This window comes from Desulfomonile tiedjei DSM 6799 (genome assembly GCF_000266945.1).
Classification (GTDB): domain Bacteria; phylum Desulfobacterota; class Desulfomonilia; order Desulfomonilales; family Desulfomonilaceae; genus Desulfomonile; species Desulfomonile tiedjei.
In genome coordinates this window covers 4,956,565-4,969,825 of record NC_018025.1, presented here as the reverse complement: position 1 = coordinate 4,969,825, position 13,261 = coordinate 4,956,565, and the positions used below count along the sequence as shown (strand labels likewise).

The following is a 13,261-nucleotide window of genomic DNA, read 5'->3' as shown; positions in this document are numbered from 1 at the left end:
TTTCATAAATTCGTACGTAAACCTGGCCAACTACAGTATGCCTTCATTGTGGCATATAGTTTATTGAATGCTAGTGATTGTTGCCCAAATAATCTTTGCTGTTATTCTTTAGGACACCGTTCATATTAAACTGGCATTTTGGACAGAACCCCATGAATTCAAGCCTGTGCCACACAATTCGATAATCGCTCACGCCGTCGAGCGCGCTGTCTATTAAAGAGATGGGTTCGATTGCAACATCGTCAACCCGGCCACACCCGAGGCATCGCACATGATAGTGGTTTTCTGTTTTTCCATCGAAACGCTTTTGTGTGCCGGCCATTTCAAGCTTCAGGATCATACCGGTTTCAGACAAGATTTCTAAATTCCGATAGACAGTTCCCAAACTGATCCGCGGCAATCGCCTGCGAACTATTTCGTAAACCTCGTTCGCTGTTGGATGCGTACGGAGTTTTCTGAGTTCCTCCAGGATGATTCTGCGCTGTTCAGTCATTCGGAGAACAGAGGTCACCGTATCGAAGCTCCTGTTTGGTAATAGTAACTATTCTCATTAAGATATACCCCCCTTCTTTGTTCCTTGTCAAGAACTTTGTACGAGACAATCATCAAGGAATTGTGAGTTTGCGATGCGCAGCTTCTGGACAGGGCTTCATTCAGGCAAATTTCCTACATCCCGCGCAACTATTCAGTAATGAGCGGGCACGACCTGGAAGGGCGGCCCGATAGTAGCCACGGGCGTCAGAGGCTGTCTCGAAATCGAAATCTATCCCAAATCGTGGCACGTATTTCTCATCATTTTCCCGGCGTGGTTGTAGGGGCGGACCTGCGTGTCCGCCCAAATGAGGGCAGACACATAGGTCTGCTCCTGCGCGGATGGGGTGTCGTGGCACGATTTTGGTACATTCCAGAATTTTGAGACAGTTTCTTTCTGACGGTCCATTCCATTGATATCACTGATTATATGGAAGACGTGCCGGCACGGAGGCACGGCACCCACCAACATTCTTAATCTTCAATCGGACATTAATTTCGGCAATTCCTAGAGTCGAACGAGAGAATGCCGTTCCCCCCCGTAAACATATGGCACGCTTTTCTTCAAATGAGTGCGGTTTTGGGTGCCACGGACCTGCCCTGCAGGTCTGTGCTGTCGCCTTAATGAGAACTATCTCGATCTCAGGTCCGTATCAATCTCACATCATGAATCCGCGAAAAGCGAGATAAACCGGAAGTTCACTGAATCGAAGAGTCCCTGATCCGTAATCTTTATCTCAGGGATTGGTGTGAGCGCCATGAACGATAAGGTTGCGAAAGGATTGTGGAGAGTACACCCCAATCCTTTGACCGAATGGACGAGAGATTCCAATTCGGAGCGAACAGTATCGATGTCCTCGTCGGACATCAAACCTGCAATAGGGAGCGGCAAGCGCGCTACGATGTTGCCATTCTTCACGGTAGTCATTCCCCCGCCCATTGCCACTGCTTCGCGTGCGGCAAGCATCATATCCTCATCCGAAGCCCCCACGACTATAATATTGTGGGAATCGTGCGCGACCGTGCTCGAGATGGCTCCGCATTCCAGCCCGAATCCGCGGATCAAGCCTACAGAGAACGCTCCTGTGCCTTTGTGACGTTCAATCACGGCAACCTTGAGGATGTCCCTCGATGTATCTGCGACCACTTTCCCGTTCATGATTGGCGCGGGTTCCACAACACGGCGAGTCACAATTTGATCGGGCACTACTTCAATAATGTTCACCGAGCTGCCTCGAGCTTCGATGGAGAAGTCTTGCACGCTGTTCCAGTCAACTTTCACTGTCGGAGCGAGTTGGACCCGTTCCAGAGCCATGGGAGATTCTATGATTCCGCCATCTTGCGCAACCAACTTTCCGGAATGATACACCTGAAGAACTTTGAAATCGGTCAAGTCTTTCAGAATCAGCAGATCGGCCGTGTAACCGGGGGCGACCGCGCCGAGTCCTTTCAAACGGAAGTATGAGGCAGGATTCAAACTCGCCATTTGGATTGCCCGCACAGGGTCCAGGCCTTTTCCAACAGCAGTTCGGACAAGATTATTGAGATGTCCCTTTTCCATGATGTCTTCCGGATCGAGATCGTCTGTGACAAAGAAACAGTTTCGTGAATTTAGATTATTCACCAGCGGAAGCAAGGAATCCAAATTCTTTGCCGCGGATCCCTCTCTGATCATAATGTGTATGCCCATGCGCAGTTTTTCCCGGGCTTCTTCCACAGTGGTGCATTCATGATCGGAACCGATTCCTGCAGCGACATACGCGGCTAGCCCTTTTCCGGAAAGTCCCGGAGCATGTCCGTCCAGGACTTTGTCACGAAATACCTCAATTTTCTTCAAGATTTCAGGATCGGCCGCAATCAATCCCGGGAAGTTCATCATTTCAGCCAAACCGAGAATTCTCGGATGATCTCTGAAAGGTTCCATATCCGAATGGAGCAATTCAGCTCCGGAGGTTTCAAAAGGAGTTGCCGGCACACAGGACGGAAACATCACAAAGACCCTTAAAGGCAGTCCTTCGCTGGAATCCAAAATGTACCTGATTCCTGCAACTCCGAGGACGTTCGCGATTTCATGGGGATCGGCAACCACGGTGGTAGTCCCCCAAGGCAGCACGTTTCGGGCAAATTCGGGAATCGCGAGCATACTGGATTCAAGGTGAAGATGACCGTCAATGAATCCCGGACAAATATATTTGCCGTCAAGATCCACTGTCTCTTTGGCAGTATAGTCTCCAAAACCCACCACGAGCCCGTCTTTTATCGCGACGGACGCTGGATGAATTTCACCGGAAAAGACATTCACGAGCTTACCGTTTTTCAAGAGAAGGTCTGCCGGCTCATTTCCCAATGCAGCGGCAATCCTATCGGCGGTATTCATAAGGTGCTCCTTGTGTTCGGCATGGCAGTCTTATACGAGAGCCGTGTCTATGGCATTTCGACACCCACAGGTTTCGAAATCTATGCGGTGGATGGCTTTGAAGAAGAGTTTCTTCACGTTTTCCACATTCTTGCTCATGGTCTCGGCAATCATCTCCCACGTAACCGGTTCTTCACTGTGGTGCCAGCAATCGTAATCCGTGCTCATGGCGGCGACGGCGTAACAGATGCCTGCTTCTCGTGCGAGAACTGCTTCAGGCACGGTAGACATATTGATAATGTCGCCACCCCACAGGCGAAACATTTTACTTTCCGCCCGGGTTGAGAACCTTGGGCCTTCTATCGTAACGACCGTGCCCTGAGGATGATGACGAACACCTTCCTCCTGAGCCGTTTGTATGAGAATTTCCCTCAGTTTTTCGCAGAAGGGTTCGGCCATGGAGATATGAGCAACCTGGTCTCCCTCGAAAAAGGTGCTCTTCCGTGATGTGGTGCGATCGATGAACTGATCGGGAAATACCAGATGCCCGGGTTCGATCTCTTCACGGAGCGACCCGCAGGCAGTGGTAGCGATGACATGAGTAACGCCGAATTCTTTCAATGCCCATATATTTGCCCTATAATTCACGGCAGACGGCATGATACGATGTCCGCGCCCATGCCTGAGCAGGATGACTACTTCCGTGTCGCTGACTTTGCCGACTATGAGATCGTGGGAAACGGAACCGAAGGGGGTCCCTTTCTTCAGCAGTTTGACATCAGAGAGAAAATCAGGGTCGTCAAATCCCGATCCTCCGATCATACCGATTCTGATCACGTGCACCTCCTTGGTGACCGAATGATGACAAATGATTGTAAAGCGGGATCAACAGCCGTGTCAAAGACAAAGCTCTTTGAGGAAACTTTTGAAGTACAGGCGTACTTTGATAGATAACCGCAGATAAGCCGTTAGACGAGGACTTTTGTGTTGACATTCCCTAATGTTGTCAACTAGATTGCCAATTACTGACGGAGACTTGGGTCAGAGTTCTCCAGTATGGGTGAGGCTACTTCTGGCTAAAATATCTTTCATTGGGAAAATGTTGTGTACAGTCTTCCTTTCAGGGATGTTGCTGTCCCTGGCGAGCCTGACCTATGCCCAAACTCAGCCTAGGAGTGAAGCCGTCTTCATTGGCATCAAAAAGACCGATCGTGTGGGACGCCACGATGCCCAACCGGATGGAACTCCGGACGCAGTATTCACCTTGAACCTCAAGCCTACTCGGGGAGAACCGAATATTGCGGAAATAGAAATACGAACGCTTGCGGGCCCTTCCGGGTTGTGGAGTTCCGGACGACCGGGCACTGAGGTGGGGTATCTCGGAATTGCCAGGGCAAAGAATCCTTCAGAGCTGCTGAACCCTCGTCGTGAAGCACTGAAAATCGATCCGGTCGAAGATTCTTCTTTGCTGCTCTTCTTGACGGATGATGGACAGTTTCAGAACAAAAGTCGCCGCTACCAAATGAGAATAATCCACTCTGACGGGACTGCTATCACTCTCCCGGTGAAAATTCAAATCACCTCCGCGGAAGATGCTCCCGCACCGCAAGATGCGTATCCTGTTCGAATGACCGCAGTCTTGAAAGGCATATCGAACTATGATGCTGTGAGTCCTGAGAAGAATATCGCAAGTGATGACAAGGCAGACGGACTATTTGTTTTGAGAGTCGAAGCGACTGACAAGACTATAACCGGAATCGAGATTCGCAATGTGGACGGAACGCCTTCCGTCTGGGACACAATTCCCGGTACTCGGAACGGCGCGATTGGAGTGGCTATCACTTCTGAACCGGTGAAGCTGCTGAACAATCGTGATGGCACAGTATCCATTCCTGTGCAGAAGCAGCCGCTTGAACTCAATTTGTACGTGGCCGATAACGGCAGTATAGCGGCAGGAAAGACAAATTACCGGGTGTCTGTGACATTTGCAGACGGGGGGCTGTCGTGGTGTCCCGTGCAAAAAAGTGCTGCGGGTCAGGAAGAACCTAAACCCGCTCCTGAAGCGGTGCCATCCAAGAATGTGAATTTTATGGCTACATTGTTGGGTTTTGTCACTACCGATGCTGTGGGTCAGTACCCCGGGATTAAGCCCGACGGAGTGGCGGACGCGGTATTTGGGCTTGATATCGAAACAACTCCCAAGAGTGAAATCATCGGAATTGAAATCCAGTCGGTGGACGGTCCGACCAGGCGATGGAGCACATATCCCGTTCCAGGTGCCTGGGGCATGGGAGTAGCCTATCAGTCCGCCCAGTCGACGCTCCTGAACAAACCCGATGGAGGCATCCGCATCCCTCTGGAGCGAAGGGCGCAATTTTTTGTGTACGCGGCCGATCCGGGCGATTTAGCAACGTCCAACCAGCAGCTTCTCATGATCGTTCACCTGGAAGACGGTTCCTCCTATCAGCAACTGATTCGACGACCCATTGGAACGACGCCGTCCGTTGTTCCCGGAACTGAGGACCCATACAGAGTGAAGGGTGCTATTAACTGCGAATTCAGAGGATTCCTGTACGATCTCGTGAGCGCATCTGCCAAACCGGGAAAAGACGGATATCTGGATGGATTGTTCATCCTCAAGATACAGGCTGACGAACAGAAAATAGCCAAAGTTGATATCAGTGGTCCGGACAAAGTAGTACGTTGGTCGAGCGATCCGAAACCTCCTGTCATGTATCTCGGGGTCGCTATTTACCCGAAGTTCCGTGAGTGCATTAATAAGAAACCGGGGAGTCTCAACCTGGAGCTTGCAGGCAGAAAAACCTTGTACTTGTATGCAGCAGATAACGGCATGCTGTCAGATCCCAAAGCTAACCTCTTCGTTACCGTGTGGTTCACCGATAAGACCAGCCTGTCCGGCGAGATAATCAAATAATTTTGACAAAGTTTCTTCAGGTTGGGGTTGAATTTGCAGGCATTTCAGCTCTTTCGCTAGATGGCCAAGAGGGCTTATACTGATTAGCTTTTCTTTGCATAATCTGGGAGGCTGGAGGGTATCCTTCACCCCGGACGACGCAAAGCCGTCTAATCACTCCGCTCAGGACACCACACCCCTCGCAATATCACGATCCGGGCCGCACAAACGGAATATTCCGCCTTCTGTCCTGCCTAATCCGCTGCCTGGTCTTTTGACATTACCTGAAAGGTGTTGAACAGTTCCGTTCCGGAGAGTTGTACTCCGATAGTCTCCAGACGCGGCTCAGGAGTCCGCTCACCGTTGGTCTCTTCTTTTTTCCGCCAGGGAAAGGTTGCGGGATTCAAGACCAACGGCCGACCGCTCTTCCTGTTTCGATCCGCAGGGCAGGTCTTGATCAGAAACTCGGGGTTGCCGTTCAGCGCCTTAAGCACGTCTTCCAGAGCCATTGCATAAGCATTCAAGGTAAGTTGGTACACGTCTTTCCAGGTGGGCGGATCAAGTGGATCTGCCTGGTTACGATACCATCGGGGACCGTTGATGAGAGATTTTTCTATAAGCTTCTTCAGACCACGAATCGAGACTTTCTTGCCGACCATAGAATCCCCCTCACGATAGTTGCTTCATTAATAATGTTCTTAAGGACAAGAATCAATTACTTTACTACCTTGAGCATCTGTTTAAATTTGTCGCCATCTGCGACTTTCAGGAGCTCAAAGAGAGCGGTTTCCGTGCTGGTAAGTGCGGCCCCGCATGCTTTAGATCTCTCTAATCCGATATTTTTGTTGGTTTCTGTCCGAGAGTCAACAGCATCCGTAACAATATGAACTTCGTAGCCTCTATGAGCAAGCTCTGCAGCGGTTTGATACACGCATACATGAGCTTCCAATCCGCAGACGAGAACTTGTTTTTTTCCGAGGGATTCCAAACGATCCATGAACGCCGCTTCTCCGCAGCAGCTAAAGCTCAATTTTGTAATGGGTTCTGACCCGGATAATCGATCCGCGATTTCAGGCAGAGTGCGTCCGAGTCCCTTGGGATTCTGTTCAGTCCAGATTATGGGAATTCCCAGAATCACAGCGCCTTGGACAAGTTTGGCCGTATTTTCCACGACCGCATCTCTCTGATGCATGGCGCGGGCTAGTTTCTCCTGAACATCAATCACTAAAAGCAGCGAGTCTTCCAATCTGAGCATGTGGATCTCCCTTTGGCAGAGCAGTCGATTTGAACTGCTATTGAGCGCCTTCAATCGACTGAATTATCTTGGAGAGTATTTGATACGCAGCTTTCGGGTCGGTCTTTCCATCATGGCCTTTTCGGTCGTTCTTGTGAGCAAGCCAATCCCTATATTTCTTTATCTGCTTGGCCTTTCCCAGGAGATCGGGATCTATTATCGGCTTGAATAGATCGAGTATTTCGACAATCCGCCATCGTTCAACTTCAATCTCAAACTTTTCAAAGAAGGGCTCGGAAAAAGCTGTAGGCGGGACATCTCGCAGCGGCAATCCTTTTGTCTGGAGATATTCGATCAGAAATCGTTCAAACACTGCCCATAGGGCTACTATCGCATAATCCTCCACTTCTTTGCGACATTTTTCTGTCAATTCCTCTGCGGCCGGTACTTCCAAAGCGGTAAATCCTGTATCGGAGAGGAGGCGCAAATCCTGTTGCTTGTGTGCCCGGGTGGTCACTCTGATGCAATCGCGGGTGGTAAAGTATGTGTTCAAAATGACATTTAATTGGTCAACCCGATTGCTCACAGCGAACTGACCTCGTCAAGCAAATCAAAAAAAAGCTCTTTCGTTAATATGTGAGCCCTACTCCGAACTCTGTCCTCGATCCAGTACCAGCCCTGGCGATCCGCCCCTTTGAAAAGTCGCCAGCTCTTCCCTTTAGTTGAGGGTTTGCCCTGTTCCATGGAATTAATTACAGGAGCCCCTGTTTCCCAATAGACGAGAATCTCGGTTTCTACCGAACCATTCAAATCGACTCGCCCATCTGCCCCAATTATCCATGCCCCACTGGGAATCAACTCTGCAATGACGGTTTGATCGGTATCTGTAATCGTGAGCTTTTCAACTGGATATTTCCCGGGTTTTGGCTCGACAATCTGCACCTCTTCTCTTCGCGCGAGCAAGTCTCTTTCAACTACCCAGTGCTCAACAGAATTGTATAGCTCGGAAAGTGCCTCCCTAAACTTGTCCAAGCGCTCGTCGACTGAACGTTCAGGTTCTTGCATCTTTTCTGAATCTCCTTTAGGGAAAGCGCTTTATCATATTTAAGTAGTAAGGCGATCTCTCAGGAGGTTCCCAAATCTTACGGTGGAAATTCGTGTAAAGTTAGGACCTCTCAGAAAGATGTCAACGCAAATAATTGCGCCTTCACATTGGCAAAACCACTGAAAGTTTTTTCACCCCTGCTCCTGGTCTTTTGGAGCTTCTGCCTCGGGTATTGAGGCGAGGGTTTCGCCGAGCTTTGTCATAATAATATTCCTAGCTTCTGCATTCAGTCTGAGAACAGACACGCCGCCACATTTCTCACAGATCTTGCCTCTGGGAGTACTTTCTTCGTTGAGCAATTTTTTTATTTTGCTGTAATCGGTCTTTATGAGTGTTCTACCGCAGAACGGGCATTCCATAAGGATCTGTTCATCGAAAAAAATGAAGGTGGCGACCTTTATTTTCGGATCCATCGGCATAGTACCATATTCTAGATCGTTCGGGTCCAGGGCATCAATCGTTTGCAGAAGTATGTCCCGGAGCAGGTCCAAGTATATTGAGAGGAGATTTTCCTTCACCGGTTTCGCCGGTAGCATATCCGAATTCGTCCAGGACTATTTGAGCGACTTTCTTGTACAACGTGCGTAGCGGAATATCCGCAGGACAGGCTTCTGTACAGAGATTGCAGTCAATACAGCGTCCGGCCATGTGAACGGCACGGGTCAGGTGGAAAATCGGATTTTCCGGAGGCAGATCTCCTGTTCTGATCAGTTTGTCCTCTTCGAGTGAACACGTGTTACAGAAGCATACAGGGCAAACGTCGCGACAACCATAGCATTTGATGCACCGATTAAACTCTGCAGTCCAGTACGCGAGCCTCTCACCGAGATCCTTCGCCATCACTTCCGATACAGTCGCGTTCTCGACCGGCTGGCTCTTTTCACCCGCAATCAAATCATCAGGGAAAGGTTTTCGGCATTCGTGCGCATTGGCCAGTTCCTGAGGGCACGCAATTCCGACTCGCACGACACGATCGGAACCATTAATCTGGTTCCATCGCAACAGCTCGTTGAGAGCACGGTCATCGCATCCACGTACGAGTACTCCGAATGTTTTCTCAGGTTCCCTGGCGAGAGCTGTCATGGCTATTCGCGAGATGGGATATCGGGAGTCTCCCGGATCCTTGACCTCTCCCAGGCTGAATCCGTTATCGACATCTTCTGTGGTGTAAAAAAGATGGGGCACCACATTGCCGTCCTGATCCCTGAGTCCGACGAAAGCAAAGATTTTGCCGTCTGAAAGAAGCGCTTTTACATGCTGTTTTATTTGTTCGATCATCTCGTTTTCTCGATGGTGAATAAGATCAACTAAAGAGTGTTAGCACTTTTAGCGGTTGAAGACCCAAGCGGAGACGGACCGAGTGCACGGATCTTCTCCACAAAATCCCCTACGACTTGCGCAAAACGAGGACCTTCAGCGGAAGAAACCCACTTCAGATTGAGACGTTCCGGGTCTATTCCGGAAAACTCGAGGAGCTTCTTCATGAAATCTATTCTCTTGACCGTCATGTAATTACCATACAGGTAATGGCAGTCTCCGATGTGTCACCCGCCTACAAAGACGCCGTCAGCACCTTTTTGAAACGCTTTCAGTATCTGGTGAGGCCCCACGGTAGCAGAACACAGAGTCCGTATTGTTCTCATATTGGGCGGATATTGCAGTCGGCTGACCCCCGCGAGGTCGGCTCCTGCATATGCACACCAGTTGCATAGAAACCCGACGATTACGGGTTCGAAATTTTCGTTGCTCATAGAGTTCTCCTGCTATACATGCCAATGCGCTTTCAAAGGAGTAAGATTCGGGGAAACCCTTCTTGTAAGAAGTGTTTCCCCAAACCCCTTCCCAAGAACTTCTAGCATTCGTCTAAATCCTGGTTTTTGAAAAAACCAGGATTTAGACAAGTGTTAAAAGTTTTTTGGAAGGGTTTGGGGAACCTTTTTTACAAAAAAGGTTCCCCAAATCTTGCCTTCTGTCAGCTCGCAAACGCTCGCTCGATCTGCGCGAAGATCTGGTCGTTGGAAAAACCGTCCAGCCTCGCGCTGGCGGACGGGCACGTGGCTGCGCAACCTCCGCAACCTTTGCACAAAACCTTATTAACCTGACAAACCCCGCGATCCTCGAAGTAGTTGATTGCTCCGTAAGGACAGACCGCAACGCACCCCAGGCAACCGCAGCAGGTCTCCGCGTTGATATCCGCAACGATGCCGCTGGTATAAAGCGCTTCCTTGGAAAGGACGCCCGCAGCTCTGGACGCAGCTCCAAGGCCCTGGGAAATGGCTTCCCGGATGGTCGAGGGGAAACGGGCATTTCCACAGAGATACACACCGTCGGTTGCGAAGTCCAAAGGTTTCAGTTTCACATGGCCTTCGAGGAAGAAGCCGTTTTCGTTCAGCGGAACCTTCAGCATGGTGGATATGTCTCCCACGTCCTCCTGAGCCACAAGAGGTGTCGAAAGCACCACCAGGTCTGACGGCATGGCAATTTCTTTGCCCATCCTGAGATGGTATACCCGCACTTTTCCGTCTTCTACCACAGGCGGCCGATCCGGGTCGTACGTGACGTAACGCACACCCAGCTCTTTGGATTTGCGGAACATGTCCTCATTTTCAACACCGTACATCTGCATATCTCTGTAAAGAACGGTGATGGTCGTATCCGGGGACGCTTCTTTAAGGAGAATGGCATTTTTCACTGTAGTCATGCAGCATATGCGCGAGCAGTACGACCTCTCGGGAATTCGGGAACCGACGCACTGGATCATTGTTACAGTCTGCGGGATCGGTTTGCGCTCAGCGAGCCAGGATTCAAGTTCCGAATGGGTAATGACCTTCTGGCCGTCATAGCCGTACATGCCCTCAGGTTTCATGACCCTGGCACCAACGGCAACGACAATCACCCCTGTCTTCAATGTGGTTTCAGAACCGTTTTCCGCAACAGTTACAACGTAGTTCCCCACATAGCCTTCGACTTTTTTCACTTCCGCTCGTGTGTGGATCGTAACTTTGGGATTGGCATTCAGCCGCTGCGTGAGGTCGTCCAGCAGCACCGATGGAGGTTCGTTGGCCGGAAGGATGAGATTTAGACCGTTCAGCAAGCCTCCGAGGCGCTCCTGTTTTTCGACGAGATCCACCTCGTATCCCATATTTCCGAGAGCCATAGCCGCAGACATTCCCGAAACGCCGCCTCCGATTATGACCGCTCGGTGAGTCAGCCCCAGTTTTATACGGCTCAATTCTCTCAAGCGTGCTGCCTTGGCAACAGCCATAGCGATTTGGCCTTTTGCTCTTTCCGTAGCCTTTTCACCTTCCCGCATATGGACCCAGGAGCACTGGTCTCTGATGTTGGCCATTTCGAAGAGGTATGGATTCATGCCCGCTTCTTCGCATGCGCTCTGGAATAGCGGTTCATGGGTCCTCGGAGTACAGGACGCCACCACGACACGGTTGAGTCCTTCCCGGGGAATGGCCACTTTGATCTCATTTATTCCGCCCTCTGAGCACGTGTACAGATTTTCCTGCACGAACACCACATTGGGCAGGGTTTTGGAATACTCCACCAGAGCCTTCATATCAAGGTAGCCTGCGATATTGGAACCACAATCGCAGATAAAAACTCCGATCCGGATGTCAGATGTATCTTCGCTTTTCAATGCGTAATCTCCCTAAACGGCCAGCGCCCGGCCTCCGGTCATGACTACTTCCGCAGCTCGCGCAGCAGCACTACTGGCCTGGGCTACGGATTCGGGAATATCAAGCGGACCTTGCGCGCATCCACAGGTAAAAATGCCCGGGACGCTCGTGTCCAGAGGTCTGTTTGGATGGGTTTTGATGAAATTATTTTCGTCGAGTTCCACGTTCAGAAGCGTTGCCAGATCTCCAATTTGCCGCGGAGCCGAACACGCGTTGGCAAGAATTACCATGTCCAGAGTCATGCTGCTCACCTTACGTTGCTCGGTGTCTTCATAATAGACTACAGGATTGTAGTCTTCGTCCTGGACAATCTCAGCCACTCGGCCGCGAATGTATTTCAGTCCGGAAACGTTTGCACCTCGAACCTTGTACTCTTCGAATCCTTTTCCAACGGTTCGGAGGTCCATGTAGAAAATGTACGATTCCGTTTCAGGCTCATGTTCCCTCGCGATAATTGCTTCTTTGATCGCGTGCATGCAGCAGTAGCTCGAGCAATATTTGTGAAATCGGAAATCACGCGAGCCAACGCACTGGATAAAGCCGAGCTTCTTGGCTGTGTGATATTTATGAACCTGATGCTCCAGACGTTCCTGCTCTCTCGCGAGCTGCTGTAATTGAGCGGTGTCCTCAGCTTTTTCCGCTTTTTTCACAAGCTTGGCCACTTCCTTCAATCTCGACTCACCGCGGATCACTGAAGGTCTGGTCAGATGCCCTTTGGTGGGACCGCCCGCGCTGAGCAGCCGCTCCATTTCCAACGATGAGATCACATTCGGAAGCTTGCCGTACCCGTACTCGGAGATTTGCGTGGCATCGAACAATTCATACCCGGTCGAGACTATTACGGCTGCCACGTTCAGATCCACATAGGAGTCTTTTTGCTCGTAATCTATTGCTTTGGCCTGGCAGACTTTCGCACACACACCGCACTTCTGCCCCAGAAGCACTTTGCAGTGATTGGGATCGATAGTGTATACGCTTGGAATCCCCTGAGCATAATCCTTGTAGATTGCCTTTCGGTCATCGAGCCCAAAGTTGAACTCGTTGGGGACCTTTGTAGGGCATTTTTCCGCACAGGCTCCACAGGCAGTACACCTGGAGCTGTCCACGTACCGGGCTTTGCGGTGCACCTTCACGTTGAAGTTGCCGACCTCGCCTGAAAATTCTTCCACCTGGCTATACGCCAGAAGATTTACGTTTGGATGTCGACCGACATCCAAGAGCTTGGGCGAGAGAATTCATATCGTGCAATCGTTGGTGGGAAAAGTCTTGTCCAACTGGGCCATTTTTCCGCCAATGCTGGGATTCTTCTCCACCAGGTGAACGCGGATTCCCATGTCGCCCAGATCCAGGGCAGCCTGCATCCCCGCTATTCCACCACCGATTATGAGAACTTCCTGTGAAGCCATACTATTACCGTCCTTCGCTTATCGGG

Annotated in this window: 14 protein-coding genes; 1 reads left to right on the top strand and 13 read right to left on the bottom strand. The window is 50.4% G+C overall.

Annotation, left to right across the window (positions count from 1 at the left end; all coding sequences use genetic code 11):
* Window positions 1-70 precede the first annotated feature (70 nt).
* The 3 genes from DESTI_RS21220 to mtnP all read right to left on the bottom strand — a co-directional run bounded on the left by DESTI_RS21220 (window position 71) and on the right by mtnP (window position 3,724).
* Window positions 71-493 carry a Fur family transcriptional regulator gene (locus tag DESTI_RS21220; RefSeq protein ID WP_041286382.1) on the bottom strand — a complete coding sequence of 141 codons (423 nt, stop codon included), beginning with the start codon at window positions 491-493 and terminating at the stop codon, window positions 71-73.
* Between the two features lie 702 nt (window positions 494-1,195).
* On the bottom strand, window positions 1,196-2,908 hold the full coding sequence (gene ade, locus DESTI_RS21210; protein WP_014812028.1) for an adenine deaminase: 1,713 nt from the start codon (window positions 2,906-2,908) through the stop codon (window positions 1,196-1,198).
* Window positions 2,909-2,938: 30 nt separating this feature from the next.
* A complete protein-coding gene (gene mtnP / locus DESTI_RS21205; RefSeq protein ID WP_014812027.1) occupies window positions 2,939-3,724 on the bottom strand; it encodes an S-methyl-5'-thioadenosine phosphorylase in 786 nt (261 codons plus the stop codon).
* A 262-nt stretch (window positions 3,725-3,986) separates the two neighbouring features.
* Here mtnP and DESTI_RS21200 point away from each other — a divergent pair, with 262 nt between their 5' ends.
* Entirely contained in the window at window positions 3,987-5,822 is a 1,836-nt protein-coding gene (locus DESTI_RS21200) for a hypothetical protein (RefSeq protein WP_157212239.1), read from the top strand.
* Between the two features lie 233 nt (window positions 5,823-6,055).
* On the opposite strand, the gene DESTI_RS21195 is transcribed toward DESTI_RS21200, so the two are convergent.
* From DESTI_RS21195 to DESTI_RS21150, 10 genes are all read right to left on the bottom strand, one after another.
* A complete protein-coding gene (locus tag DESTI_RS21195; protein ID WP_014812025.1) occupies window positions 6,056-6,460 on the bottom strand; it encodes a hypothetical protein in 405 nt (134 codons plus the stop codon).
* Between the two features lie 56 nt (window positions 6,461-6,516).
* The gene (locus tag DESTI_RS21190; RefSeq protein WP_014812024.1) at window positions 6,517-7,056 is read right to left on the bottom strand and encodes a hydrolase; all 540 of its coding nucleotides are present in this window, start codon (window positions 7,054-7,056) and stop codon (window positions 6,517-6,519) included.
* Window positions 7,057-7,093: 37 nt separating this feature from the next.
* Window positions 7,094-7,621: a hypothetical protein gene (locus DESTI_RS21185; RefSeq protein WP_014812023.1), complete on the bottom strand. Its 528-nt coding sequence runs from the start codon at window positions 7,619-7,621 to the stop codon at window positions 7,094-7,096.
* The gene (locus DESTI_RS21180; protein WP_014812022.1) at window positions 7,618-8,100 is read right to left on the bottom strand and encodes a hypothetical protein; all 483 of its coding nucleotides are present in this window, start codon (window positions 8,098-8,100) and stop codon (window positions 7,618-7,620) included. Before DESTI_RS21180 ends, DESTI_RS21185 begins: the two co-directional genes overlap by 4 nt.
* Before the next feature lie 171 nt (window positions 8,101-8,271).
* Window positions 8,272-8,658, bottom strand: a complete 387-nt coding sequence (locus DESTI_RS21175) for a hypothetical protein (RefSeq protein WP_157212238.1) — start codon at window positions 8,656-8,658, stop codon at window positions 8,272-8,274.
* Window positions 8,594-9,418, bottom strand: coding sequence for a 4Fe-4S dicluster domain-containing protein (locus tag DESTI_RS21170; protein ID WP_014812020.1), 825 nt, complete (start codon window positions 9,416-9,418; stop codon window positions 8,594-8,596). Before DESTI_RS21170 ends, DESTI_RS21175 begins: the two co-directional genes overlap by 65 nt.
* Before the next feature lie 29 nt (window positions 9,419-9,447).
* Complete coding sequence (locus tag DESTI_RS21165; protein WP_014812019.1) at window positions 9,448-9,891, bottom strand: hydrogenase iron-sulfur subunit; 444 nt, start codon at window positions 9,889-9,891, stop codon at window positions 9,448-9,450.
* A gap of 221 nt (window positions 9,892-10,112) precedes the next feature.
* Window positions 10,113-11,789: a CoB--CoM heterodisulfide reductase iron-sulfur subunit A family protein gene (locus tag DESTI_RS21160; protein WP_014812018.1), complete on the bottom strand. Its 1,677-nt coding sequence runs from the start codon at window positions 11,787-11,789 to the stop codon at window positions 10,113-10,115.
* A 12-nt stretch (window positions 11,790-11,801) separates the two neighbouring features.
* Complete coding sequence (locus DESTI_RS21155; RefSeq protein ID WP_157212237.1) at window positions 11,802-12,998, bottom strand: 4Fe-4S binding protein; 1,197 nt, start codon at window positions 12,996-12,998, stop codon at window positions 11,802-11,804.
* 66 nt (window positions 12,999-13,064) lie between these two features.
* On the bottom strand, window positions 13,065-13,235 hold the full coding sequence (locus DESTI_RS21150; protein WP_041286377.1) for an FAD-dependent oxidoreductase: 171 nt from the start codon (window positions 13,233-13,235) through the stop codon (window positions 13,065-13,067).
* Window positions 13,236-13,261 lie beyond the last annotated feature (26 nt).